Raw genomic sequence first — 24,723 nt, 5'->3', positions numbered from 1 at the left:
CAAATAGTGAAACGAGGGAACGTCATTTTGCCGGCGACTTGGCGTCAGCGCTAATTTGAAATCGCGCTGGAAGCATGATCTACGTTTGCGTCTATAGTACCAAGCGCTTATTATTGCTTTATCGTTTGAGTTCTGAAACCGAGGTTACCGCTATGCCGAAGAAAAAGGAGACGCGCGAGCAGCACCAGGACCTCCACGAACAGCTTAATCGAGAACTTGAACAAACCTTTCCTGCGAGCGATCCCTTAACGATCACGCGCAGCTTTCCTGACAGTCAAATGGCACCGTTTCGGAATGTCGAGGACAAAAAGGCCGATAAGTAATACCAAAGGCCTCAGGGATTGACCGTCGCCCAAGTTCTGGATGTGATTGAGGCCACGCGTTCGGGGTCATCGGCGAAGAAGCGCCAGGCGGCGCAGGACTTGTCGACGATGTCGTCGTAGCTTTCGAATACGGTGATGGGAGCTTGTTGCGGCGGAGATATTCCCAGACATTCTCGACTGGGTTTAGCTAAGGAGCGTAGGGCGGCAGGCGGACGAGCGTGATGTTGTCTGGAACGGCGAGGCGCGCCGCGACGTGATAGTTTGCGCCATCGATGACGAGCGCAGCATGCGCTCCCGGTGCGACACGGCGGCCGATTTCGGCGAGATGCATGGACATTGCATCGGTATCGGCGACGGGCAGGACGAGCGCCGCCGTTGCGCGGCGCTGCGGACAAACGGCGCCGAAGATGTAGGCCCACTGGTAGCGTTGGTCACGCGGCGCACGCGGTCGGGTTCTCCGTCTGGCCCAAACCCGGGTTAGCGTCCCCTGCTGGCCGATTCGAGCCTCGTCCTGGAACCAGATTTCGATGGGGTTTGTCTTTGGCGTCGTCGGGGAGCCGCGCCGCAATCGCGATCTTTGCGGCAGAGTTTTTTTAAACGCCTCCCGGGGCTTCTTCGTCGGCTTGGAGATGGCGCGGACGCACCGACAACCGACGGTGGCCGAGCTTGGCCAGCAGCTTACCGACCGAGCGTTCGTGCAGCACGAAGCCGAACCGTCGTTCCAACTCGTCACGCAAATCCACACGCCGCCAGCGCACCACCCCATGACGGGCCGGATCGGGACTTGGGACCTCTGGCGTCGTCAAATCGTGCAGGCCGCGCAAGCCCTCGGCGTTGTAGCGATGCACCCAATCCCGCAGGGTCTGGCGATCCATGCCGCAGCTCTCCGCCGCCGACTTCCGATCCGCCCCATCGAGCACCATGGCAAGAGCCAGCATCCGCCGCGCCGCGGAACCATTCTTCTCTCGGCTCGCCGCCGCACGGAGCTCCTTTGCCGTCAAATCAAATCGAGTCAGAGTTTCCCCGATTTGGGAATCCCAAAATGAGTCAAAACCCGCGGCCGTTGGTAGAAGACCGAGCGCCCGATGACGCCGCGCGAGGTGGAAATGGTGCTGGCGGGCAGCCTGATAAATCTGGTTCGGCAAAAAAGGGCTTGAGTGTCCGATGTCGCTTGCGACCTGTTGTCCCTGCACCGGCGCCCGCGGCAAGCTTGTTGTGCAGGTCGACGAACTTCTTCACGGCTGCTACGATCTTCCGGCACCTCCGTACGAACAAAGAAGCTCGGACAACTGCCGCCTTTACGGCAGTTTCAATTTTTTGACCCTCCGGCATCTTTTCCGCCGGCGCGTAAGCTTGGATGGTGAGGGCGTGGACCCGGCCTTTCAACTCGGCGGCGAGCGTGTCGTTGACCAGCCGGTGGCGGTCGACCCGCGATTTGCCGGCGAACTCGGGCGACATCACGAGCACGCGGAAATGGCTTTCGCCCGTGCCGGGCGAGCTCCGGTGGCCCGCATGCACATGCGACTCGTTGATCACGTCGAGCCGGGTCGGCCGGAGCGCGATCATCAGTTTCTCTCGGATGGTCGCCGCGATAGACATTCAGGAAGCTCTCAAGCATTGGCGCGAGTGTCGAGCACGCGAGTGTGCCCGTGACGGATCGGCTTCAGACCGAGAAGCTCGTGCCGCAGCCGCAGGCGGCGGTCGCGTTCGGATTCTTGATCTTGAACGACGCGCTTATCAGGTCGTCGACGTAGTCGATCTCCGAGCCCGCCAGATAGACGAGCGAGAGCGAATCGACCAGGACCTTCGCATCAGCGTGCTCGATCACGGCGTCTTCGGGCTCCGCCTTGGGCACGAGATCGAAGCGGTACTCGAAGCCCGAACAGCCGCCGCCCTCGACGCTGATCCGAAACATCTTTTTGTCAGGTTCGTTGCAGACGATCTGCGCGATGCGCTCGACCGCGCGCTCGGTGACGGTGATGGATGTGGTCGTCATGGCTCGTGATTCCCTTTTTTGCGATACGGGTTGCGAGGGACGGTGGCCTTGCGGCTGGCCGTCAATCAGGCGGCAGGACTCCGCCCATGGATAGGATTTCGGCCCCGGCCACGCGCCGTGCCGTCGGCACTCCCTTTTGGTTTAACAGCTCCTGCAGCTCGCCCGATTGAAACATTTCGCGGACGATATCGCAGCCGCCGACGAACTCGCCTTTGACGTAGAGCCGCGGGATTGTGGGCCAGTTCGTGTAGGACTTGGTACCCTCGCGGACTCTTGGATCGTCGAGCACGTTGATGTCTTTGTAGTCGACGCCCAGATGGCCAAGGATCTGTGCGACCTGGCCCGAGAACCCGCACTGCGGGAATTGCTTGGTGCCCTTCATGAACAGCACGATGTCATTACTGGTGACCTGCTTGCGGATCAAATCGTGGGCTTCCTGCTCGCTCATGGCGTTCCTTTCTCCGTGACTCGGTGCTACGGCCTGATCGGCGTTTAAGCGTCTTTGGGTATATATAGAGGTCTGCAGTGCGAGCGCATGCAGCGCACTGCCCATGCGGCCCTCAAGCGCGTCGTAGACTGTCTTGTGCTGTTGCTCGCGCGTCTTGTCTTTAAGAGCTTCGAGCCGACATGCGCCTCGTAATGGTCGCCGTCACAAGCCAGATTCCGGATTATCACCTGGGCATCCGGCAGTCCGGCCTTGATGAGGCGCTCGATCTCCAGTGCATCCATGGCCATGCGAACTCGTCTCCTTTGCTCCGTCAAACTGTCACGCGCGACATCGCCGTTCGGCCAGCCCACAGTCGTTTTCGACCTGACATGGCTGCGCCCACAATCACCCCCCGGTCACGGACATATGCCGCGCAACGGCTGGCTTCTTCGTGCGCCGGTCGATGACGAAGTCATGGCCCTTGGGCTTGCGCGAGATCGCCTCGTCGATGGCATCGAACAGTGCCACATCGTCACCGTTCGCGCGAAGCGATTTTCTCAGATCTGCCGCGTCATCCTGACCGAGGCACATGTAGAGGATGCCCGTGCAGGTGAGGCGCACGCGATTACAGCTTTCGCAGAAGTTGTGCGTCATTGGCGTGATGAAGCCGACGCAACCGCCGGTCTCCTTAATCTCGACGTAGCGCGCCGGGCCGCCGGTCTTGTAAGGGATGTCGGTCAGCGTCCATCGGTCCATCAGCCGCGCCCGGATGATGGAGAGCGGCAGGTACTGGTCGGTGCGGTCGCCGTCGATGTCGCCGAGCGGCATCGTTTCGATCAGCGTCAGGTCCATGCCGCGGCCGTGCGCGAATTGGATCAGGTCCTCGATCTCGTCCTCGTTGACGCCCTTGAGGGCGACAACATTGAGCTTGATCTTGAGCCCCGCCTTCTCCGCGGCTTCGATGCCCGCCATTACCTGCGAGAAATCTCCCCACCGCGTGATGGCGCGGAAACGGTCGGGCTGCAGCGTGTCAAGCGAGATATTGATGCGCCGAACGCCGCAATCCTTGAGGGCCTGCGCATACGTCGGGAGCTGGCTACCATTCGTGGTCAGCGTCAACTCTTCAAGCGCGCCGGTTTTCAGGTGCCGGGAAAGGGCCTCAAACAGCCAAAGGATATTCTTGCGCGCAAGCGGCTCGCCGCCAGTGATCCGAAGCTTCTTCACGCCTTTCGCCACGAATGCACTGCACAGCCGATCGAGTTCCTCGAGCGTCAGGAGCTCCTTCTTTGGCAGAAAGGTCATGTGTTCCGACATGCAGTAGACGCAGCGAAAGTCGCAGCGATCGGTCACCGACACGCGCAGATAGCTGACGGTGCGCCCGAAAGGGTCGACCATTGATGTGTTGGTTAGGCCTGGTGACAGCTGGGCGTTCATGGATCTAGTGGCTCCTACGCTCACGCGTCAGCGTGCAGCCAGAGGCCGCACGCTGACGCGCAATGGCTCGGCTTGGCAGCGGGTTACGCTGTGGTTTGTACTTGTCGCGCCCAAGCCTCGAAATCGGCATCACTGTAGCCGCAAGACGCTGGCTCTGCTTCGCGTAAGCCCAAACTAGGATCGAAGCGGAATAGCGACGCGCAATAGGGGCAAACGATCTCATTGGCATTACCCATGTTAAGATAGACGTGCGGATGATCTTGTGGCGGCATTGTCGCAATGCACTTGAACTCACGTCAGCCAATGCGCACGATTGGCGCTCCGGCCTCGTTATGAAACTTCGGATAACTGTCCGTCTCCATCGCGCTCTGCTCGATCATGAGTTGCAGTCCATATTGGTGATTGAGCGAGTGCCCTCTCTGCGGTCCAGTGCCCGTGGCATGGCACGCGTCTTGTTTCGTTGCCTGCTACACGACGTTCCAGAACCCACAGGTCAGCTTAGTTAGCAACCAGTCCCTGCCGCCGACAGGCTCTCTAACCTGCATTTCTCCTGGCCTTCAATTCCTTGACCAGTCGTAAGAAATTCCGATGAGCGGCTCTATTCCTTGTGACCGTGAGAAATGCCGGCTAAACTGAACGAACCTCCGTGACCTCCGGCAAGTAGTGACGCAGCATGTTTTCGATGCCAGTCTTGAGCGTCGCGGTCGAGCTCGGGCATCCGGCGCAACTGCCTTGCAGATGCAGATAGACAACCCCGTCTTGGAAGCTGCGGAAGACGATGTCGCCACCGTCTTGAGCGACGGCGGGGCGTACGCGCGTGTCCAGAAGCTCTTTTATTTGGTTGACGAGATCGCTGTCTTCCTCTGCTGCCGAGTGACCGGTCTCTGCCGTTTCGACATCAAACAGAGGATCATCTGCGACGTAGTGCTCCATAATTGCACCGAACACCGCGGGCTTGACGGTCGGCCAGTCGACTGCGTCTGTCTTGGTCGCTGTGATGAAATCGGGTCCGAAGAAGACTGCCGTAATCTGGTCGATGGCGAACAGGCGCCGGGCAAGCGGCGAGCCGGCTGCAGCGGAGCGATCGGAAAACTGGTGTGTACAGTCGCCGCCGACCATCCGACCAGGATTGAATTTCAAGGTTGCTGGGTTGGGTGTCGCTTCGGTTTCGATGAGCATCGCATATCCCTTCGCTGCGCTCTTCAGCACTTTGTTGTCTGCTTGATCAGTGCAGAGCTCATCCGATGAGGGATGGGACGGCTCGGCGAATGAGTGCGGTCGGCAGGTGTGGTCGCTGCGTCAGGCAGCAGGTCGGCGAGCCTGACCCCGCGCAGGAAAATCAGAATATAGGTCTTGAGCGCCGCTTGAAGCAGATTTACCCCGATTACCGCGTCCCCGGGTCGGAGATCCGGAGATATCGCCGGCAAGGCCGGGTCGCACTTCCCCCCGCTCACGGCTTCGAAAATATCCGCAGCCGAGATCAACGCAGCCGGTCGCGCCAAGCGGTAACCGCGCCTGTGGATTGCCGCTCCGCAATCGAGCCAACAGCGCCTCCGTGGATGACGGCGAACGGGCCACTAGGGCGAGCTCGGCTGCTGTTACGTGGGGATCAGTGACAGCCAGCCGAACCATGAGCTCGACGGCATCGTCGACAACTGGACTGGTGTTCATTCCCGCCTCAACTCATTTCGAAACCAAACTAACAACCGCCAGACCACTTGTCAATATGATTTCGAACGACTACTACTTTGTCGGAAAGGTCAACATGTCAGCACGCGAAACGGCGGCCCTTCTGCTGCAAGCAGCGCGGATCATGCAGGGGGAAGGCTATTACGGCGAGGTGAGCCCGGCCCAATGGATGGCGCTCCGCTTCTTCGCCGGGGCCAAGCTCTCCCGCACTCCCTCAGCCTTCGCTGAGCAGTCGATCACACGCGGCACCGCGACACAAAGGCATCAAAGCGCTTGTGGCCGGCGGCTACCTGCACCGGCAGAAGTCGGAGATCGATGGACGCAGCGTCAGTCTGCAACTGACCGACAATGGTCGCGATGCACTCGCCGCGACCCGTTCGAAGTTCTAATGCGGGGAGTCGCGGCCCCCGATACAAAACAGCGCGCCGCCGTTCACGCCCTGCAACAAGTGCTGACTGCCGTAGCCGCGAGCGGGTCGCATCGGCGCTTTGGCGTCTGCCGGGATTGCTGCTACATCGGCGGAGACATCTGCTGCAGCTTAACAAACATGCCTTCATCGGTCCTCGAATGCCTGCTGCTCGGCGTTCCAATGCAGCCTGACGAAACGGAACTCCCGTGCGTCAAACTTTCAGCCAAGGAGCGAGCGCGCTCATGACCGACACGGCGAATGAGATCGCCACCAGCATCCGCGTGCCGGAGGGCGCCGTCGAGGTCGATGCGACGCCGGTCGCCCGGGGTCTCAAACTGCCGGTTGAGCAGCTCATGGTCGAGATGCGACGCGGCATCGTCTACAGCACGAGCGAGCGCGGTATCGGTGAGGACGAGGGCCGCTTCCGCCTGACCTTTCGTTATCGAGATCGGGTATTCCGGCTTATTGTCACGACGACCGGCGAGGTCGTCAGCGAGGACAGCTCTTGAGCGAGGAACTTGATCGGAGTTGCATGTTGAAAGAACGTCTCCGCCAAGCTCTCATAGATCAGGCCCAGACCGGGAACCTCACGACTTACAAAGAACTCGCCGACCGCCTCGGACTTGAGCCGTCGCAGACAATTCATCTTATCGGTGAGGCACTTGAGACCCTCATGGAGGACGACGTCGCCGCCGGTCGCCTGATGTTGGCTGCACTTTGCGTCAGCAAGATGCGGCCCGGCATTCTCGTCTGCGGGTTCTTCTTGGCGGCCCAGGTTCTGGGGGCTTTTCTGGCGATCCGACGAGCCCGGAGGCGCGTGTGCCTTCCACGCGATCGAGCTGCGGCGTGTGCTTTCATTCTATGGAAGCTCGCGTCCGCATCTGGTGCCCGTTGCTTCGTAAAGAAGGCAATCGAGATCCGAGGCATCGAGCAAGTCCAGGAGGAGACCAAGAGCTTCTTTGAGCGCCTGAAGACAGAGGCGTCCGCCGAGTGGCGCGCCTACACCGAGCACCTGTCCCTACTTAACCGACATAAACCACGACGAGGATCATTGCGAGGAATTCGGCGCCCATCAGCACGAACAGGCCGGATGCGTTGACCAACGCCAGAATGAGAAAGAGCACCGAGTGCACGAGATTGCGCGACGCAATCACCATTCACCGGCGGATGCAACGCATACGCCGGCGAACAGATAGAAGAACAGCGCGGGAAGGATCATGCCCTCACCTCACCGGTAGGGCGAATCAAGTTCTATGCTTTTCGCAATCTCGCGCTCCCAGCGATCGCCATTGGCGAGAAGTTTCGCCTTGTCATAGTACAGCTCCTCGCGCGTCTCGGTCGCGAATTCGAAATTTGGCCCCTCGACAATGGCATCGACGGGACATGCCTCTTGGCACAATCCGCAATAGATGCACTTCACCATATCGATGTCGTAACGCACGGCGCGGCGGGTTCCGTCATTGCGGCGCGGACCGGCCTCGATGGTGATGGCCAGCGCCGGGCAGATCGCCTCGCAAAGCTTGCACGCGATGCAGCGCTCCTCGCCATTGGGGTAACGGCGTAGTGCATGTTCACCGCGGAAGCGCGGCGAGATCGGCCCCTTCTCGAACGGATAGTTCAGCGTCGGCTTCGGCTTGAAGAAATAACGCATGGCGAGAAAAAACGCCGACACGAATTCGGTCAGCAAAAGCGAACGGGCTGTGACGTTGACACTCATGATGTCCTCATTTCGCCGGAAGGCGGCAACATCTCGCGGATGTCGTCCGCGTCAATCGAAAGACGCCTTGTCGAAATTAGTGCGTTTCGGTCGCCGGAGTGAGTTGAACCGATTCGCCGCAGCCGCAGGCGGACGTCTGGTTCGGGTTGTTGAACACGAACTGTGCCGTCAATTTCTCGACCTTGTAGCCCATCTCGGTGCCGAGCAGGAACAGCACCGCCTTGGGGTCGATCAGGACGCGCACGCCCTTGTCCTCGACCACCTCGTCGAACGGCCCGGCCTTCTCCGCATATTCCATGGTGTAGGCCATGCCGGCGCAGCCACCCTTCTTGACGCCCACGCGCACGCCAACGATCGGTCGGCCGGCATTAGCCATCACGGATTTGATGCGGTCTGCGGCAGCATCCGTAAGCCGCATCATCTGGGGTCTCAGCGGGGCTGTGGCCATCATGTTCTCCGAGCCAGTTGAAAATTGCAACAGGTTGAATTTAACAAACGATTGCTCCCTCAATGTGGGGGCTTCAGGCCGAGGATTAGGTTACCACATGTTGAGGACGACGCGCGCTTCTTCCGACATCCGGCTCGGATCCCAGGGCGGGTCCCAGACCACCGCCACGTTGGCTTCCTTGACGCCCGCCACGCTGGCAACGGCGTTCTCCACCATCACCGGCAGTTCCTGCGCCGACGGGCAACCGGGCGAGGTCAGCGACATGTCGACTTTCACCGTGCGGTCGTCGGCGATGTCGATGCGGTAAATCAGGCCGATCTCGTAGATGTCGGCCGGAATTTCTGGGTCGTAGACGGTCTTGAGCGCGGTCACGATCTCGTCGGTGAGCCGGGTGATCTCGGCCTCCGGCAGCGCGGAAGGTTTTCCGGCCGGCGCGGGCTGCGCGCCAGTCGCGAGCTTTTCTGTGGTGGGCTTTTCAACGGTGGGCGTGTCGTCACTCATGCGAAAACCTCTCGTGCCTTGACCATGGACTCGGCCAGCGTATCGACCTCAGCGCCGGGAAGTCCTCCCGCACACGCGCGACATCGTATGAGCCGTTTGCGACCGCCGGATGCATCGTCAGCCTCGCGCCGCCAGCCATCGCTCCGCGACGACAACAGCGATATCGCGCAGATTATCATCGACGATGGACTCGATCGCCTCGCCGACAAACGCCGCGATCAGTAGCGCCTGCGCTTCCTTCTCGGAAAGGCCGCGCGCGCGCAGATAGAACAATAGGCTTTGGTCGAGCGCGCCGGTCGTCGCACCGTGACCACAGGTCACGTCGTCAGCGAAAATTTCCAGCTCGGGCTTGCTCTCGGATTCGGCCTCATCCGAGAGCAACAACGCGCGCGTCATCATCTTGGCGTCGGTCTTCTGCGCATGGGAACGTACGACGATGCGGCCCTGAAACACCGAATGGGCGCGATCGTCTAGTACCGCGCGGAACACTTCGCGGCTCGCGCAATTCGGCACGGCATGATCGAGAAACAGCGTGGTGTCGCCATGCTGGGTGCCGTTGAGCAGGTTGACTCCGTTGGTCTCAACGCGGGAATGCTCGCCCGCAAACGTGATGAACGCCTGATAGCGGCTGAGGTTGCCGCCGCCCGTCAGGTTGAACGTGTTGAAATGGGATTTCGCACCGAGCGTAACAAGGATAGTCGAGATATTGAAGGCGTCGCGAGCATCTTGCATCAGACGCACATGATCGAGCCGCGCATTCGCGCCGAGGGATACCACCAGCGCGTCGTGGACCTGATAGGCTTTTGCGCCTTCCGCCGCGATAAAACTCTCGATCAGCGTAACCTTTGTATTGTCACCGGCGCTCAGAAGTGAGCGTGTGACCATCGCCGCAGGGCTTCCGCCGCTGGCGAAATGGACAATATGCAGCGGCTGCACCAGTTCAGCTCCATCGCCGACCTCGACGACAACGCCGTCAGTCATCAGCGCCGTGTTCAGCGCGATCATCGGATCAGAGGAAGTGCCGGACTGCAAAAGCTGACTTCGGATAACATCGTTTCCGGACTCCAGCACATCGCGCAGCGCGCGGATGGTAAGGCCCTTTTCCAGCTTTCCGAGATTGGACAACTGCGGCGCGAATAGGCCATCGACCAGAACAAGTTGACGTGCGCCTTCCACTGGCAGCGACTTCAAGGCAGAAGCGGCTCGCGTCAATGCCGCCTGATCCGGGGGCGCCGCGAGCGGAAGCACCTCGCGCATAGAGACGCGCAAGTCCGTGTATTTCCAGTCCTCGACGCGGCGATGCGGCAGGCCCAATCGCCCGAAATCCTCGAACGCCTTCCGTCGCGCATCCATGACCATGCCCGAACCGGGCAGCCGCTCGCGCTCGACGGTGAATGCTTCGCCAAGCGCCCGGCCGGTGTTTGTCTTTGCCACTGCAACGTTCATCATTCAAACCGTTCTATCAATTACGCGTATTCCACTTATAAAACTGGCGCTCACTTTTGCGGCTTACGCGTCAAGCCGCCACGTCTTCGAACTGGGCGTAACCGGATTTCTCCAGCTCCAGCGCCAGTTCCTTACAGCCGCTCTTCACGACGCGTCCTTTCGACATCACATGCACGAAGTCGGGAATGATGTAATTCAGCAGCCGCTGGTAATGCGTAATAATGACCATCGCACGATCCTTCGAGCGCAAAGCATTGACGCCGTCGGCGGCGACGCGCAGCGCATCGATATCCAGGCCTGAATCCATTTCATCCAGGATGCACAGGCTCGGCTCAAACAGTGCCATCTGCAAAATTTCGTTGCGCTTCTTCTCGCCGCCTGAGAAGCCGACGTTGACGCCACGACGCAGCATGTCCTGCGGAATGTTCAGCTTGCCCGCGACCTCGCGGACTTTCTTCAGAAATTCAGGCGTCGAGAATTCGCTCTCTCCACGCGCCTTGCGCTGGGCGTTCAGCGCGGTGCGTAGGAACGTCATCGTCGCCACGCCCGGAATTTCCACCGGATACTGGAACGCGAGGAACACGCCCTTGGCGGCGCGCACATCCGGCGCCATTTCGAAGAGGTCCTCGCCTTTGAACAGTATCTCGCCGCCGGTAACTTCATAGCCCGGCTTGCCGGCGATGACATGGCTCAGCGTCGATTTGCCGGAGCCGTTCGGCCCCATGATGGCGTGCACTTCGCCCGCGTTCACGGTGAGCGTCAGCCCATGCAGAATCTCGTTGTCCTCGACCTGAACCTTGAGATTTTTGACTTCGAGCAACGCGGTCATCCAACACTCCCTTCCAGCGAGATCGAGATCAGCTTCTGCGCCTCGACCGCAAACTCCATCGGTAGTTGCTGCAGCACGTCCTTGACGAAGCCGTTGACGACGAGACCGACGGCCTCTTCCTGCGACAGCCCGCGCTGCACGCAATAGAACAGCACGTCTTCGGAGATCTTCGACGTGGTGGCTTCGTGCTCGAACAGCGCGGAAGAGTTCTTCGCCTCGATATAGGGCACGGTATGTGCGCCACACTTGTCGCCGATTAGCAGCGAGTCACAGGCGGTGAAGTTACGCGCGCCGGTGGCCTTGCGATGCGCGGTGACGAGGCCGCGATAGGTGTTCTGCGAGACGCCCGCCGCGATGCCCTTGGAGATGATCCGGCTGGTGGTGTTCTTGCCCAGATGGATCATCTTGGTGCCGGAATCGACCTGCTGGTAGCCGTTGGAAATCGCGATCGAATAGAACTCGCCGCGCGAATTGTCGCCGCGCAGGATGCAGCTCGGATATTTCCAGGTGATCGCCGAGCCCGTCTCGACCTGCGTCCACGAAATTTTTGAGTTTTTGCCACGGCAATCGCCACGCTTGGTGACGAAATTGTAGATGCCGCCTTTGCCTTCGGAGTTGCCCGGATACCAATTCTGCACCGTCGAGTATTTAATCTCGGCATCGTCGTGGGTGACGAGTTCGACCACGGCGGCATGCAACTGGTTCTCGTCGCGCTGCGGCGCAGTGCAGCCTTCGAGATAGCTCACATAAGCGCCCTTGTCGGCGATGATCAGCGTGCGCTCGAACTGGCCGGTGTTTGCCTCGTTGATGCGGAAGTAAGTCGACAGCTCCATCGGGCAGCGCACGCCCGGCGGCAAGTAAACGAACGAGCCATCGGAGAACACCGCCGAATTCAATGTCGCGAAATAATTGTCGGTGGTCGGCACCACCGTGCCGAGATATTTCTTCACGAGGTCCGGATGCTCACGGATCGCTTCCGAGATCGGCATGAAAATGACGCCAGCTGCTTTCAGCTCGGCCTGAAACGTCGTTGCGACCGAAACAGAATCGAACACAGCGTCTACAGCTACGCGGCGCTCGCTTTCGGGGCGCACGACACCGGCGAGCATCTCCTGTTCGCGAAGAGAAATTCCGAGCTTCTCGTAGGTTTTTAGGATTTCCGGATCAACTTCGTCGAGCGAAGCCAGCTCTTTGCGCTTCGGCGCCGAGTAGTAATACAGATCCTGATAGTCGATCCTCGGATAGTGGACACGCGCCCAAGTCGGCTCTTCCATGGTCAGCCAGCGGCGATAGGCTTCCAGCCGCCAGGCCAGCATCCAGGCCGGTTCGTTCTTCTTGGCCGAGATGAAACGAACGGTATCTTCAGAAAGCCCTTTCGGGGCCTTGTCGGACTCGATATCGGTAACGAACCCGTACTTGTACTGGTCGACATTGAGGTGACGGACTCGCTCGATGGTCTCTTGAACTGCCGGCATTTTTCTTCCTCCGCTGCGGTTTCAAGGACCGCGGGTTGGCATTGTCACGTTGAGAGAATTTGCTTTCAAACTCCGCCAGTTTCGTTCCATGGCGCTGTACCATTTTCATTCACTTAACGGGCTCCGTCTAAACCCGAAAACTCTTTTGCTGCGCTAACGTGACAATACCGGTACGAGATTTCTCTTCTGTCGTTCTTAATTAGCTTCTCTGTCGCTCTAATTACTTTCGAAACAAAACTATTTGTCATCCAATCAGTTGTCAAGTTGAATTCGAAACGCTATTATCCTTGTACGGATTCATCGAAGAGGCAATCATGTTAGCGCGTGAAACGGCGGAACTCCTGATACTGGTGGGGCGGCTCGTGCAAGCCGAGGGCTATGACGGCGAACTCAGTCCCGCCCAATGGATGGCGCTCCGCTACTTCGCCCGCGCCAATCAATACTCCCGGAATCCATCGGCATTCGCGGAGTTTCAAGCGACCACCCGTGGCACGGCAACGCAAACCATTAAGGCGCTTGAGGCAGGTGGGTACTTGGTCCGACGCCGATCCGCGGCGGATGGGCGAAGCGTCAATCTCCGATTGACGGGCAAAGGTAATAAAGCGGTTGCGCGCGATCCGTTCGAAGTTCTAGTGCGCGCCGTGAATTCGCTCGACGCGGAAGAGCAGACTGCGATGCACCATGCCCTGCACCAAGTGCTGACCACTGTCGCTGCGAGTGGGGCACATCGGCGCTTCGGGGTTTGCCAGGACTGCGCGCACCTCGGTGGAAAAACCTGCTGCGACGAAACGAACGCACCCCTCTCGTCCCTCAAATGTCTACTGTTCGGCGTTCCGATCGAGCCCGAGGACACGGGTCTTCTATGCGTCCATTATCAGCCAACGAGCGAGCATCGCGATGGCGCACATGGTGAATGAGTTGACCTCTGCAATCTGCCGGAAGGAGGCCTGATTGACCTACATCGTCAACGACGAATGCATCAAGTGCAAGTACATGGACTGCGTCGAGGTGGCATTGCCACGTTAACGAGATTTCCAAGACTCCGTCAGTTTCATTCTATGGCGTTGTAGCATTCTCAACTTAGCGGGCTCCGTCAAAACCCGAAAACGCCTGCGCTAACGTGATAATGCCAGCTGCGGCAAAGGAGGCAATCGGAATCCGAGGCATCAAGCAAGTCCAGCTTATCAATCCCGTTTCAATCAGTTGCTGGCGAACAATCGATCAACCTTGGAACCCTACTGATGGCAACTATATCCAAAACGTCTAGTAACGAGGCATTGACGCCTCTGGAGACATCCAGCCGAATTTTCGCTTGGAACACGCACGCTTCGCTCTGGTTCAGCCTTGGCGTTGGCTTGCTGGTGATGCAAATTGGTGCCTATCTTGTGCCTGCGGTCGGCACACACGACGCCGCGATGGCCGTTGTGCTGGGCTCCCTGATCGGTGGGGGTCTGCTGGCTTGGACCGCCAGCTTGGGCTGCGACAGCGGTCTGTCGAGTGCAGGATTGATGCACCGCACCTACGGCAGCATGTTTGCACGGCTGCCTGTGATGCTCAATATCGCGCAGCTGATTGGCTGGACCACATTTGAGCTGGTAATCATGCGCGAGGGCACTGCGGCCATTGGCAAGCAAAGCCTGGGCCTATCGCTCGACGATCCACCAGGCATGGTGCTGACCACATTGCTGTGGGGCGGCGTGCTGACGGCGCTGATGGCCGGCTCGATGGTCACACTGGTACGCCGCTTTGTGAGCCGCTTTGGTCTGCCGCTGGTGATTGCGTCGCTGCTGTGGCTGACGTGGCAATTTGGCTCGAAGTTGCATGCTCAAGGGTTTGATGTGTTTTGGGCTCGCCCGGGCAATGGCAGCATGGGCCTAATGTCGGCGATGGATCTAGTGATTGCCATGCCGGTGTCTTGGCTGCCACTGGTGGCCGACTATGCCCGCTATGGCCGCAGTCGCCGCGGCACTTTTGGCGGAACTTGGTTGGGTTATGCGATGGCCAACATTTGGTGCTACACTTTAGGTGTGATGGTTGTGAGCGTAGCCGAGCCCGGCACCCATCTCGTCGGCGCCCTGCTGCTTGCACAAGGCGGCCTAATTGCCCTTGGCTTGATCCTGATCGACGAGTTGGACAACGCCTATGGCGATGTGTATTCGGGTTCGGTGTCTGCGCACAGCCTTAAGCCCGCTTGGAGCATCCGCCGCTGGGGTCTGCTGCTGGCCGTGCTGTGTACGGGTCTGGCACTGGTACTTCCCATACACAGCCTCGAGCCCTTTTTGCTCATGTTGAGCTCTGTTTTTGTGCCCCTGTATGGCGTGATACTAGGCCGGCTCGGCTCGGGGAAACCCGAGTTTGAGCTTTCATCGCGCAAAGTAGACATCACGGCCGCACTGCTGTGGCTCGCCGGGATTGCGCTCTACCATACGCTCACCAAATGGGCGCCCCAGTGGGGCTCAGCCCTGCCCACGCTGGCGTTAACGTTTGTTCTGGCTTGGTTGACTCGCCCCGGAAAGCCCTGGGCCTTTAGCGACGGCAACAACTGTTCAAACGGCCCGGGCCACCAACCAGCAGAATGGCTGACTCGCTGATCCGGATTGAACGAAGCCGTGCCTCCGGCGGAATGTACTGAACGTCGTTCGTCATCGTGTAATCGTGCACCGGGCGATGATCGATCGTAAGCGCTGTTCTTAGGTCACGGCCTTGAGGTATTGCGTTCTGTAGGCCCACGGCAGCAGTTAATCGATATCGGGTGACCATCGACGATACGCATGAGGACGTCGGTCAGATAGACATGACGAACCTCAATCGTTCGCCACCAATGAATCAGAGCGAAACTGATTTGGGAATCGTCAACGAGTCACAATTTCTGAGATTTGGTATAAGAGGTAAAGGGTGTGCCTTCCTCAATGATGAATGACAGAAGTTAGGGACGATAGGTGAACAAGTGGAAAGTCGCGGCATCGTTGGCCGTTGTCGCGATCGGCGGATATTTTTGTTTCAGCAAATTAGCCATTCGCCATGAATCGCTGGAGTTGCATGATCAAGTGCGAAACCGCGACGTCATGGTGGATGTGGCCGTCCGCCGCGACGCCGAAATCAAGGCTGACGCCGGCTACTCGACGCTGCCTGTCGCGGTGATCAGCCAAGGCAATACTGTCAAGAACACCGAATATTCCTTCATCGCGAACGCGCTGGCGGCCCGGGGGTATCTCGTGCTCAGCATCCAGCACGACCTGCCGAGCGATGCCCCCTTGGTCACCGTGAAGGGCGCGTTATATGCGGGGCGGCTGCAGATCTACGAGCGGGGCGAGGCCAACATCGACTTCGTGCTCGGCGAAATGGAAAAACGGCAGCCCCACGCGGACTACGGCGACCTTACATTGTTGGGCCATTCGAATGGCGGCGACATCTCGATGTACTACGCGAAGCAGCACGCCTCGCGGGTGAAACAAGTCGTTACCTTGGACAACCTTCGTGTTCCGTTCGTGACGGACGCCCGCCTCAAGATCCTGTCCTTCCGGTCGCACGACAACGTCTTCAAGGCGGATCCCGGCGTGGTCCCGGACGAGGAGGCGGCGAAAGCCGCCGGAATCGACATCGTCCAGACCGATGCTCGGCACACCGACATGAGCGACCGGGGTCCCGATCTTGTGAAAGAGTCGATCGAGGCGACGCTGGACCGCTTTCTCAGCGACAATTCATCGAGCGACCTTACATCGGCGGTTACGCGAAGATTGGCCGTGTTCGACCCTCAAACGATGGTGCCTTGAGCACGCCTAGAGAGGTCTGATCGGATCGAGAGGAGCGAGATGGATCTCCTCCCCGGTCTCGTCGGTGACAGGATCTTGAAACCGCGGTCCCGGAGCTCGGGACGGGCGACAATCAGGTCATGCGCGCCATGCCGGCCGCAGCGGCCACAGCCTGCTTGTCCTGTTCGAAAGGCTGTTCGCCTTGGTCGGCGACGGTGGTCGCATCGACCAGCTGGAAACGAAAATTCGGCATCTATTTTCCTGCGAATGGGGCTTGTTCGAACTGCAACTTGCCCGATTTGACGGCTAAGTGTGTGGCCCGAACCATGTTCAGCCGTTCCCGCCACGCTTGGAACCAGGGTTCGGTCGTGGCGGCGGTCACCGCCCCAGTCTATGACGGCGGACTGGCCGCAGCGCAGCCTCAGCAGGGCAAGGAACTCACCACGCAAAGCCGGCTGGTACTTGATATGGTTCGCAACCAGGCTCGCACAGCCGCCACCGCGGCCTGGGTCTCCAACGAAGGCGCCAAGGCCGCAGTCAGCGCTGCCGAATCCGAAGTTCGCGCCGCTGGCGTCGCCCTGGCTGGCGTGCAACGCGAGGGCGGCGGCGGCCAGCGCACGACGGTGGACGTCCTGAACGCCCAGCAAGATCTGGTGTCGGCAAAAGCACGGCGATGAATGTCAACGCGCTCTGGCAGAGCGTAGAAGGAACCTGGAAGACTGTCCGCCGGGTGGCCGACTCTGCCGGTTAATATAGTTCCAGTCGCTGGAACTTCGTGCGATCGCTCAGGTTGTCGCGCGAAGCCTTAGCTCCTCCCGAGGCTTCTCTTGGCCCGTCTGATTGTGGCCCCCTCCCGGTCAGACGGGTGCTTTTCTAAGGTTACTAAATCGCAATCAGTACGGCGGACGCCTGAGAAGATCAGGAAGCCGCGATATCGCTTTTGCAATCCTCCGCGACTCGTCCCGTGAGAGAAACTGTTGGGCGTATTGGTAGCCCCGGACGTGCAAGTCTTCGCGATGCGGGACCGTCAGCAAGAACAATCCAGAGCCGTCACGGACGGTGAAGCCGTGGTCACACTCCTCCATAGTCCAGGGCGGAAAACGCCGCAGGTTGTCCATCACGCCCTGCTCCGGGCTGGAGTCCCCTTCACAATCTTCCCGAGCCGGAGGCGTTGCTCCCCCACAAGACGTTCCCGCTCGGCGCAAAGCCCGTCCACCTTGTCCTGCATCCGGGACAGCAGGGCCTCGGCCGACGTGATGTCGATACCCGCCCGCTGAAGGCGAAGGATGTCAGAGCGCTGGCGGCGAATTTGCAGCCGCATGTGTTCAATTTCCAGCGGATATAATCGAGTCCCATGGCAAACCTTGTTTTGCCCTGATAAGAATAAATGGTTAACATAAGGCAAGGCGGAACTTTCGGTTCCGTGATAGAACTCTTGGAGGAACCCGGGGTTCAGTCTCTTTAAATCGGGGCCGAAATGACCGAGACACCGAGATGTCCACGTTGCCAGGGGCGCATGGAGTTCCAGCGGGTAGATCCCGGCGTCAGGGGTTTTGAGAGCCACGTCTATGAATGCGGACGCTGCTACACGATGAAGACTGAATCGGTCAGTCTTGGGCAATCGGATTCCGTGTCGGCACAGTGGGTGGAGACTTCTCTCCGGGCGCCGAGATGAGCGAATATTGGGAGCTTGATGCCAAGGCACATGATGCCCTTGAGGCGGCGCGTCAGCTTCCACACGGCCCTGCCCGTTCAAAAGCGATGAAGGAAGCCGGTCAGCTTCGTGTCGCGGCGGACAAGAAACGGTCGGATTAGGAACATCCCTCAGGTCCAGGCATTGCACCGCGCGGAGGACATATGCCCAGATTCCACTTCCCTATCGTAGACGGCACGAAGCTCGACGACCTTATAGGGGTGGAGCTAAGAAACGAAGAACAAGCCAAGAAGCAGGCCGAACTCATTGCCCACCAGCTCGCACTTATTCAGGCGAGCAAGGACGCCCGCAACGTCGTTGTAATCGACGAGGACGGAGACGAAGTTCACAAGGTGCCGTTCTAAAGATGCAAGAGGCGTATCTCGCGAGAGGCGGCGTTGAGTGGACTGCTGCCGGTCTCGTGGACAAAATCCCAGCCTCATGCCGCGGCGCTTTCGAACGCCTCGGGACTGACGCCGCCCAGATGGCTGTGACGGCGGGTTCGGTTGTAGAACACCTCAATGTAATCGAAGATGTCGGCTCGGGCCAGATCTCGGGTTTTGTAGACGCGTTTGCGGACACGTTCCTTTTTTAAACTGCTGAAGAAGGACTCCGCTACAGCATTGTCCCAGCAATTGCCTCGCCTGCTCATACTTGGCTCGAGGTTATGCGCCTGACAAAATCGACGGAAGTCATCACTGCCAAACTGACTGCCCTGGTCGGAATGCACGATGACCCGTCTGTCAGGCTTCCTGCGCCATACGGCCATGAGCAGCGCGTCCAGGGCCAGTTCTCGCGAGAGACTGGCACTCATCGACCAGCCCACGACCCTGCGAGCAAACAAGTCAACCACCACTGCCAGGTACAGCCGGCCCTGCCATGTTCGGATATAGGTGATGTCGGTCACCCAGGCCGTGTTGGGCGCATCTACGGTGAACGCGCGCTGCAGATGATTGGGCGCAATGATTGACGGGCGACCAACGATCGCGCGTGGCGATTTATAGCCACGTACGGCCTTGATCTTGTGTTTGCGCATGAGGCGCTCGACACGATGAAGACCGCAGCTTTCGCCAGCTTCCCGCAAATCGCCGAACACCCGCCGTGCGCCATAGACCCCGCGGCTGGCCAGGTACGATGCACGGATCAGGACGAGCAATCGCGTATCTTCCTTTGCGTGATCGCAAACAGACTCTTGCAGCCACGCATAGAAACCGGCACGGGCGACACGAAGCACCCGGCACATCAGCGTCATCGCGTAATCATGCCGATGCTCGATCATGAAGCGGTACTTCACTCTGGCTCCCTGGCAAAGTACCGCGCGGCTTTTTTTAGCAGATCGCGCTCCTCCTCCACCCGCCGTACCTGCGCGCGGAGGCGTAAGATCTCGCTCTTGGCTTCGAGCAGCTCTTTCGAGTGCTGCTCGGATTTGTCGGAGGAAACGGCCTTCACCCATTTGTAAAGACTGTGCGCTGAAACGCCCAGACGGGCCGCGACTTCTGGCACGCCATAGCCTCGGTCGATGACCTGCTTGACGGCTTCTTCCTTGAATTCCGGGGTAAATCTCTGTGTACTCACAAGCTGCCTCCTATGCTCAAAGGATAGGCCGGGCTTGTCTACGGATATAGGGGCAGTCCAAACACCTAACTTGGTGTCTTCGGAACCGGGTGCAGCTCAGTCCTGAAGTATCACGATGGAAGGACTAAACCTCGGCGAAGTTGTCGAGGTCGATCACTAGGACGAACTCGGCCCGGTGTTGCCTGAGTGCCTCAGCGGCCTCCACCTTGGCTTTTTCCAAAGGCCCGGCGTGAGTCGTGATGCCCCGCCGCCCGCCATCCTTGTGAATTTCAGTTACGTAAGACACCATCGGTGCAGGCTCGCGTTTCGTCAATGGTCACGCCCGTGCGGCGCTGCGACGTGGTGCAGGTTCAAGCTGTTTGAATCAAAGCCACCGGCCGACGGCGCCGTCGACTTCGATCTTTCAGGCGGACGATCCTGAGTGGTGAAAGCGGCCGTTCTGCTTCCGGGACGATCCCCAACCTAGGCACCGCTGCGCATTGCATATCCGGAACCGGCGCTTCCATCACGTGCAGAACGTCTCGGCCGGCGTCGGTTAGCTGCCACCCAGCGTCGTCACGCGTGACCATGCCTTGACCGAAAATATCGAGATCCGGGACGCGCGCCGCGAGCCGCTTAAGCCTCTCGGTCCAACCCGGTCCAGCACCGGCGAGAATCGCAAGGTCACAGTTTATCGAGGCGACCGTGGCGCGGCCGTCGGGATAGCTTGCCAGTACCTTCACAATCGCCACTTGCAGCGACACACTCCCGCTCCGTTTTCGACCGACCTGCGCGATCCCGTTTAGACTGTGACGGTATCTGCGTCGAATGTCAGATGTCCACAGATCCGGAAGTTGTGCACAGCGGACCAATCGGAAGCGGGTCGTCTCCAAGCGCGCTACTGGCGGCACCAAGTGATTCGAGGGGAAGGTCACGTTACGACCGGCCCCTCCGCGGCTGCCGTTTGCAGAGCGGCAATTGCTGCGTGCGATGCGGCGATGGAGAGCACCCCATCCTTTCAGCCTTCGATGGGCGCAGATCGCGGGCGCCACGTTGACTTTGGATTTGAACGGTCGATATCGAATAGGTCATCGACCGCGACGGCAAGATGGTCATGATTGGATTGACGGCCATCAAGACCGCGGAATTCGATCAGTGGAGTGCATTATAACCGCCGCTATCCCGCTGGGCGGCCGCGACGTTGACCTCCCCGCGACCGTACACTCCGGCTCGGCTAAGTTCCAAGGGAACCGTCCAGCTCTGCGCGAGTTGAAAGCGCCCAACACTAACTCGTGAGGAAACATATGAAACGTTTTATGTCGATGACCGTAATAGCGGTCTTAGCTTCTGGCGTAGCATTTGCTCAGGCACCGACCGCGAAAGATGGGCCAGGCAATAACCCCATCAATAGCGATCAAAAAAATTCTGACGCGCCCGTAGCGGGTCGGAATTCCTTCACCGAAGGACAGGCGAAAAGCGCGATCGAGAAGGCCGGCTACTCAGACGTCACCGACCTTAAGAAAGACGACAATGGCGTCTGGCGGGGCAAAGCAAACAAAGCCGGCTCGGCAAGCTCCATTAGCGTGGACTTTCAGGGCAACGTAAACGCTGCCAAATAATCAGGAGATTATGATGACCGTAACCATCTCGCGACTCTATGATACTTATGCCGCAGCCCAACAGGCAGTTACAGGCCTTGAGGCCGCTGGCGTACCACATTCAGAAATAAGCATTGTCGCCAATAATTCAGACAATTGGTATGGCGGCAAAAAAGATCGTGACGGCGACGGGGTCGATGACCGTGCTGAAGCCGCTGGTACCGGAGCAGGTGTCGGTGCAGGTCTCGGTGGCGCAGCCGGGTTGCTGGCGGGCCTCGGTCTTCTAGCAATTCCAGGTCTCGGCCCTGTCGTCGCCGCTGGCTGGCTTGCTGCAACCGCCGTCGGCGCAGCCGCGGGTGCGTTAACGGGTGGCGTAGTCGGCGCATTGACCGAGGCCGGAGTACCGAAAGATGAGGCGCCGCTATATGCGGAAGGCGTCCGCCGAGGGGGCACCCTGGTGTCAGCTAAGGTGCCGGATGCCGAGCGGAGTCGGTTTGACACCATCCTAAACCAGTCGTCAGTTAACCTGCGCGATCGGAGCACGGCTTGGCAGAAGAGCGGCTGGACCGGGTACGATCCGGCAAGCAAGCCCTATGGTGCGGACGAGGTTCGTAAAGAGCGTGAACTGTACGGCCCGCGCTAATATACAAAAGGCCCGCTTCGGCGGGCCTTTTTTATTGCTGCGCTTTAGGCAACTCAACGATTGTAAAAGCCGGAGCAATACTGCCTCACTGAAGCGGCCGATTTGATTGGCTGCGCCGGAGTAAAACTGCGGCAGTTAGAGTCCTTTGTCAGGAACGGCAGGGGACGGGGGATGAAGACAGTGGAGCTTTACGCGCGGGTCCGGCACGCCGTTCTGATCGAGGGGATCAGCGAGCGCGCTGCGGCAGACCGGTTCGGCATCAACGCCAGGACGGTCTCGAAGATGCTGAAGTTCTCGGTGCCGCCCGGGTACGTGCGCAGGAAGCCGCCTTTACGGCCGAAGCTCGACGAGTTCAGCGGTGTTATTGATGCGATTCTGGCGACCGACAAGGACCGGCCGAAGAAGCAGCGGCATACCTCGAAGCGGATCTTCGAGCGGCTCCGCGACGAGCACGGGTTTACGGGCAAGACCACGATCGTGAAGGACTACGTTGCCGGCTGGCGGCAGCGGACGCAGGAGATGTTCGTGCCGCTTGCGCATCCGCCGGGGCATGCCCAGGCCGACTTCGGCGAAGCGATCGGCGTCATCGGCGGCGTCGAGTGCAAGATCCACTTCTTCGCGATGGACTTGCCGCACTCCGACGCGATCTTCGTGGTGGGCTATCCGGCGGAGACGACGGAAGCGTTCTGCGACGGGCACGTGCGAGCATTCGCGTTCTTCGACGGGGTGCCGCAGTCGATCCTCTATGACAACACCAGGATCGCGGTTGCCCGCATTCTCGGCGATGGCAAGCGTCAGCGCACGCGCGTGTTCAGCGAGCTGCAATCGCATTACCTGTTCACGGATCGGTTTGGCCGCCCTGGCAAGGGTAACGACAAGGGCAAGGTCGAGGGGCTTGTGGGGTATGCGCGGCGGAACTTCCTGGTGCCGATCCCCGTGTTCGCTGACTTCGAGGCCTTGAACGGGCATCTTCTGGAGGGGTGCCGGAGGCGCCTTGCGGAACGGCTGCGCGGCCATGACGGCACGATTGGCGAGCGGCTGCAGCACGATCTCGCCGCGTTCCAGAAGCCGCTGCCGGCACCCTACGACGCTTGCGACAAGAAGCCGGGCAGCGTCAACTCGCTCTCGCTGGTGCGCTATCGGCTGAATGACTACTCGGTGCCGACGGCCTATGGGCACCAGAAGGTTCTGGTCCGTGGCTACGTGCACGAGGTCATCATCGCCTGCGGAGCCGAGGTGATTGCGCGCCATCCCCGCTCCTACGCGCGCGAGGACTTCGTGTTCAATCCGCTGCATTACCTGGCGCTCATCGAGCAGAAAACCAATGCGCTCGACCAGGCAGCCCCGCTCGCCGATTGGAAGTTGCCCGAGGAGTTCGCGACGTTGCGCCGCCTGCTTGAGGCCCGTATGGGCAGGTCCGGCAAGCGCGAGTTTGTGCAGGTGCTGCGGCTGATCGAGGTGTTCAAGGTCGACGACGTGGCGGCCGCCGTGCGCGACGCCATCGTGCGTGGAGCGGTCGGCTTCGATGCCGTGAAGCATCTGGTGCTATGCCGCATCGAGCGGCGTCCGCCACGCCTCGACATGACGATCTATCCGTATTTGCCCAAAGCGACGGTCGCGACAACATCGGCGCGGTCGTACATGGATCTGTTGGCCGGTGCGGCGGTATGACCGACGCGCCGCAGATCCTGCTCGCCCACCATCTGAAGGCGTTGAAGCTGCCGACGTTCCTGCGGGAGTACGACAAGGTCGCCCGGCTGTGTGCGGCTGAAGGCGTCGACCATCCGCGTTACCTGATGCGGCTGGCCGAGATGGAGATGATTGATCGCGAGCGACGCATGGTGGAGCGCCGGATCAAGGCGGCGCGGTTCCCGACCGTTAAAAGCCTCGATAGCTTCGACTTCCTGGCGTTGCCATCGCTGAACAAGATGTTGGTGCTGGAACTGGCGCGCTCGGACTACGTCGATCGGCGCGAGAATATCATCGCCGTCGGCAACAGCGGAACGGGCAAGAGCCACATCGCGCTCGGCCTCGGCTTGGCGGCCTGCCAGAAAGGTCTATCGGTTGGCTTCATCACGGCGTCGGCTCTGGTCCACGAACTGCTCGAAGCGCGCGACGAAAGACGGCTACTGCGTCTTCAGCGTCAGCTTGCCGGTTACAAGCTGCTGATCATCGACGAGCTCGGCTATGAACCACTCTCTGTGACCGGGGCTGAGCTGCTGTTCGAGGTCTTCAGCCAGCGCTACGAGCGAGGCAGCACGTTGGTCACGAGCAATCTGCCGTTCGACGAGTGGACGTCCGTGTTCGGCTCAGAGCGGCTCACCGGCGCGCTCCTCGACCGCCTCACGCATCACGTCCATATTCTCGAGATGAACGGCGACAGCTTCAGGCTCGCCGACTCCAGGCGCCGGTCACGCCGAGCGCGGTCAGAACCGCCGTCGGACGCGGCCCCTCAGGAATGAAACGCGACAAGCAAGAAGGCCCCCGATCGGGGGCCTTCTTGCTTGCGTCCGTGCTGCACTTTTATTCCGGCCAGCCGCTGTAAAATCTCTCCGGCGTTGACAATGTCGAAGATGAGCCTACAGATTTAGCCCTTATCAAGCTTCGACAGTGCGTTGAAAGTCTGACGTCAGCTTTGGACAGCTGAACAAGACTTGCTGGCTTCAAGCATTGCCCAAGAGCGCGCAGCGTCCAGCGGGCGTCCCGGCGTTAGATAACAGACTCGGTCCGCGAGGGCTACTGCTATCCATCCGGCAATTTGATACCATACCCCCCGCACAGGTAGCTTT

Annotated in this window: 26 protein-coding genes and 6 pseudogenes; 13 read left to right on the top strand and 19 right to left on the bottom strand. The window is 59.7% G+C overall.

Annotated features, from left to right (window positions below):
• The first annotated feature begins 152 nt into the window (after positions 1–152).
• On the top strand, positions 153–323 hold the full coding sequence (locus FIU28_RS26345; protein WP_168202810.1) for a hypothetical protein: 171 nt from the start codon (positions 153–155) through the stop codon (positions 321–323).
• 11 nt (positions 324–334) lie between these two features.
• Here the strand turns inward: FIU28_RS26345 and FIU28_RS07175 are convergent.
• From FIU28_RS07175 to FIU28_RS07140, 8 genes and pseudogenes are all read right to left on the bottom strand, one after another.
• Positions 335–1,351: pseudogene (locus FIU28_RS07175) on the bottom strand (IS630 family transposase).
• Positions 1,352–1,655: 304 nt separating this feature from the next.
• Positions 1,656–1,922, bottom strand: a pseudogene (locus FIU28_RS26870) (BolA family protein); the annotation flags it as partial.
• Between the two features lie 64 nt (positions 1,923–1,986).
• The gene (gene erpA / locus FIU28_RS07165; protein ID WP_143572289.1) at positions 1,987–2,319 is read right to left on the bottom strand and encodes an iron-sulfur cluster insertion protein ErpA; all 333 of its coding nucleotides are present in this window, start codon (positions 2,317–2,319) and stop codon (positions 1,987–1,989) included.
• A gap of 61 nt (positions 2,320–2,380) precedes the next feature.
• Positions 2,381–2,767, bottom strand: coding sequence for a Grx4 family monothiol glutaredoxin (gene grxD / locus FIU28_RS07160; protein ID WP_143576084.1), 387 nt, complete (start codon positions 2,765–2,767; stop codon positions 2,381–2,383).
• Between the two features lie 63 nt (positions 2,768–2,830).
• A pseudogene (locus FIU28_RS07155) lies at positions 2,831–3,054 on the bottom strand (BolA/IbaG family iron-sulfur metabolism protein); the annotation flags it as partial.
• Between the two features lie 97 nt (positions 3,055–3,151).
• Positions 3,152–4,180: a GTP 3',8-cyclase MoaA gene (moaA, locus tag FIU28_RS07150; protein ID WP_246660899.1), complete on the bottom strand. Its 1,029-nt coding sequence runs from the start codon at positions 4,178–4,180 to the stop codon at positions 3,152–3,154.
• Between the two features lie 83 nt (positions 4,181–4,263).
• A pseudogene (locus FIU28_RS07145) lies at positions 4,264–4,542 on the bottom strand (zinc-finger domain-containing protein).
• Positions 4,543–4,807: 265 nt separating this feature from the next.
• Positions 4,808–5,359: a NifU family protein gene (locus tag FIU28_RS07140; RefSeq protein ID WP_143572288.1), complete on the bottom strand. Its 552-nt coding sequence runs from the start codon at positions 5,357–5,359 to the stop codon at positions 4,808–4,810.
• Between the two features lie 451 nt (positions 5,360–5,810).
• Between FIU28_RS07140 and FIU28_RS26865 the strand changes: the two genes are divergently transcribed.
• A complete protein-coding gene (locus FIU28_RS26865; RefSeq protein ID WP_246660898.1) occupies positions 5,811–6,524 on the top strand; it encodes a hypothetical protein in 714 nt (237 codons plus the stop codon).
• Positions 6,521–6,787, top strand: a complete 267-nt coding sequence (locus FIU28_RS07130; RefSeq protein WP_143572287.1) for a DUF6522 family protein — start codon at positions 6,521–6,523, stop codon at positions 6,785–6,787. Before FIU28_RS26865 ends, FIU28_RS07130 begins: the two co-directional genes overlap by 4 nt.
• A gap of 516 nt (positions 6,788–7,303) precedes the next feature.
• Here FIU28_RS07130 and FIU28_RS07125 read toward each other — a convergent pair.
• The 7 genes and pseudogenes from FIU28_RS07125 to sufB form a co-directional block, all read right to left on the bottom strand.
• Positions 7,304–7,497: pseudogene (locus tag FIU28_RS07125) on the bottom strand (NADH-quinone oxidoreductase subunit J); the annotation flags it as partial.
• Between the two features lie 9 nt (positions 7,498–7,506).
• A complete protein-coding gene (gene nuoI, locus FIU28_RS07120; RefSeq protein WP_143572286.1) occupies positions 7,507–7,995 on the bottom strand; it encodes an NADH-quinone oxidoreductase subunit NuoI in 489 nt (162 codons plus the stop codon).
• Between the two features lie 76 nt (positions 7,996–8,071).
• Positions 8,072–8,443 (bottom strand): HesB/IscA family protein, encoded by a 372-nt coding sequence (locus tag FIU28_RS07115; RefSeq protein WP_143572285.1) that lies wholly within the window; start codon positions 8,441–8,443, stop codon positions 8,072–8,074.
• Between the two features lie 90 nt (positions 8,444–8,533).
• Positions 8,534–8,944: an SUF system Fe-S cluster assembly protein gene (locus tag FIU28_RS07110; protein ID WP_143572284.1), complete on the bottom strand. Its 411-nt coding sequence runs from the start codon at positions 8,942–8,944 to the stop codon at positions 8,534–8,536.
• Between the two features lie 117 nt (positions 8,945–9,061).
• Positions 9,062–10,390 (bottom strand): Fe-S cluster assembly protein SufD, encoded by a 1,329-nt coding sequence (gene sufD, locus FIU28_RS07105; RefSeq protein ID WP_143576081.1) that lies wholly within the window; start codon positions 10,388–10,390, stop codon positions 9,062–9,064.
• Between the two features lie 70 nt (positions 10,391–10,460).
• Positions 10,461–11,219: a Fe-S cluster assembly ATPase SufC gene (sufC, locus tag FIU28_RS07100; RefSeq protein ID WP_143572283.1), complete on the bottom strand. Its 759-nt coding sequence runs from the start codon at positions 11,217–11,219 to the stop codon at positions 10,461–10,463.
• Positions 11,216–12,694 carry a Fe-S cluster assembly protein SufB gene (sufB, locus tag FIU28_RS07095; protein WP_143572282.1) on the bottom strand — a complete coding sequence of 493 codons (1,479 nt, stop codon included), beginning with the start codon at positions 12,692–12,694 and terminating at the stop codon, positions 11,216–11,218. Before sufB ends, sufC begins: the two co-directional genes overlap by 4 nt.
• A 314-nt stretch (positions 12,695–13,008) precedes the next feature.
• Here sufB and FIU28_RS07090 point away from each other — a divergent pair, with 314 nt between their 5' ends.
• The 4 genes and pseudogenes from FIU28_RS07090 to FIU28_RS26860 all read left to right on the top strand — a co-directional run.
• Entirely contained in the window at positions 13,009–13,611 is a 603-nt protein-coding gene (locus FIU28_RS07090; RefSeq protein ID WP_143572281.1) for a MarR family winged helix-turn-helix transcriptional regulator, read from the top strand.
• A 324-nt stretch (positions 13,612–13,935) separates the two neighbouring features.
• Positions 13,936–15,285 carry a purine-cytosine permease family protein gene (locus FIU28_RS07085; protein WP_143572280.1) on the top strand — a complete coding sequence of 450 codons (1,350 nt, stop codon included), beginning with the start codon at positions 13,936–13,938 and terminating at the stop codon, positions 15,283–15,285.
• Positions 15,286–15,633: 348 nt separating this feature from the next.
• Positions 15,634–16,467 carry an alpha/beta fold hydrolase gene (locus FIU28_RS07075; protein ID WP_143572278.1) on the top strand — a complete coding sequence of 278 codons (834 nt, stop codon included), beginning with the start codon at positions 15,634–15,636 and terminating at the stop codon, positions 16,465–16,467.
• Between the two features lie 326 nt (positions 16,468–16,793).
• A pseudogene (locus FIU28_RS26860) lies at positions 16,794–17,117 on the top strand (TolC family protein); the annotation flags it as partial.
• 446 nt (positions 17,118–17,563) lie between these two features.
• On the opposite strand, the gene FIU28_RS07060 reads toward FIU28_RS26860, so the two are convergent.
• Positions 17,564–17,767, bottom strand: coding sequence for a hypothetical protein (locus FIU28_RS07060; RefSeq protein WP_143572276.1), 204 nt, complete (start codon positions 17,765–17,767; stop codon positions 17,564–17,566).
• Between the two features lie 350 nt (positions 17,768–18,117).
• Here FIU28_RS07060 and FIU28_RS26340 point away from each other — a divergent pair, with 350 nt between their 5' ends.
• Both FIU28_RS26340 and FIU28_RS07055 read left to right on the top strand, forming a co-directional pair.
• The gene (locus FIU28_RS26340; RefSeq protein WP_168202878.1) at positions 18,118–18,261 is read left to right on the top strand and encodes a hypothetical protein; all 144 of its coding nucleotides are present in this window, start codon (positions 18,118–18,120) and stop codon (positions 18,259–18,261) included.
• 42 nt (positions 18,262–18,303) lie between these two features.
• Positions 18,304–18,504: a DUF6894 family protein gene (locus FIU28_RS07055; RefSeq protein ID WP_143572275.1), complete on the top strand. Its 201-nt coding sequence runs from the start codon at positions 18,304–18,306 to the stop codon at positions 18,502–18,504.
• Positions 18,505–18,578: 74 nt separating this feature from the next.
• On the opposite strand, the gene FIU28_RS07050 is transcribed toward FIU28_RS07055, so the two are convergent.
• The 3 genes from FIU28_RS07050 to FIU28_RS07035 form a co-directional block, all read right to left on the bottom strand.
• Positions 18,579–19,714 (bottom strand): IS3 family transposase gene (locus tag FIU28_RS07050; protein ID WP_210245486.1). Its coding sequence is split into 2 segments (ribosomal slippage): positions 18,579–19,462 and positions 19,462–19,714, totalling 1,137 coding nucleotides; the frame shifts between segments, so codons are not numbered across the junction.
• Positions 19,715–19,838: 124 nt separating this feature from the next.
• Positions 19,839–20,027, bottom strand: coding sequence for a hypothetical protein (locus FIU28_RS07040; RefSeq protein ID WP_143572273.1), 189 nt, complete (start codon positions 20,025–20,027; stop codon positions 19,839–19,841).
• Between the two features lie 37 nt (positions 20,028–20,064).
• On the bottom strand, positions 20,065–20,457 hold the full coding sequence (locus tag FIU28_RS07035) for a hypothetical protein (protein WP_143572272.1): 393 nt from the start codon (positions 20,455–20,457) through the stop codon (positions 20,065–20,067).
• Positions 20,458–20,997: 540 nt separating this feature from the next.
• Between FIU28_RS07035 and FIU28_RS07030 the strand changes: the two genes are divergently transcribed.
• The 4 genes from FIU28_RS07030 (at position 20,998) to istB (ending at position 24,396) form a co-directional block, all read left to right on the top strand.
• A complete protein-coding gene (locus FIU28_RS07030) occupies positions 20,998–21,312 on the top strand; it encodes a PepSY domain-containing protein (protein ID WP_143572271.1) in 315 nt (104 codons plus the stop codon).
• A gap of 13 nt (positions 21,313–21,325) precedes the next feature.
• Positions 21,326–21,934 carry a general stress protein gene (locus tag FIU28_RS07025; RefSeq protein WP_143572270.1) on the top strand — a complete coding sequence of 203 codons (609 nt, stop codon included), beginning with the start codon at positions 21,326–21,328 and terminating at the stop codon, positions 21,932–21,934.
• A 171-nt stretch (positions 21,935–22,105) separates the two neighbouring features.
• Positions 22,106–23,605 carry an IS21 family transposase gene (istA, locus tag FIU28_RS07020; RefSeq protein WP_143572269.1) on the top strand — a complete coding sequence of 500 codons (1,500 nt, stop codon included), beginning with the start codon at positions 22,106–22,108 and terminating at the stop codon, positions 23,603–23,605.
• On the top strand, positions 23,602–24,396 hold the full coding sequence (istB, locus tag FIU28_RS07015) for an IS21-like element helper ATPase IstB (protein ID WP_143572268.1): 795 nt from the start codon (positions 23,602–23,604) through the stop codon (positions 24,394–24,396). The genes istA and istB overlap by 4 nt, the downstream gene beginning before the upstream one ends.
• Positions 24,397–24,723: the final 327 nt, after the last annotated feature.

The organism is Tardiphaga sp. vice154, assembly GCF_007018645.1.
Classification (GTDB): Bacteria; Pseudomonadota; Alphaproteobacteria; order Rhizobiales; family Xanthobacteraceae; genus Tardiphaga.
This window is presented reverse-complemented; position numbering and strand designations above follow the sequence as displayed.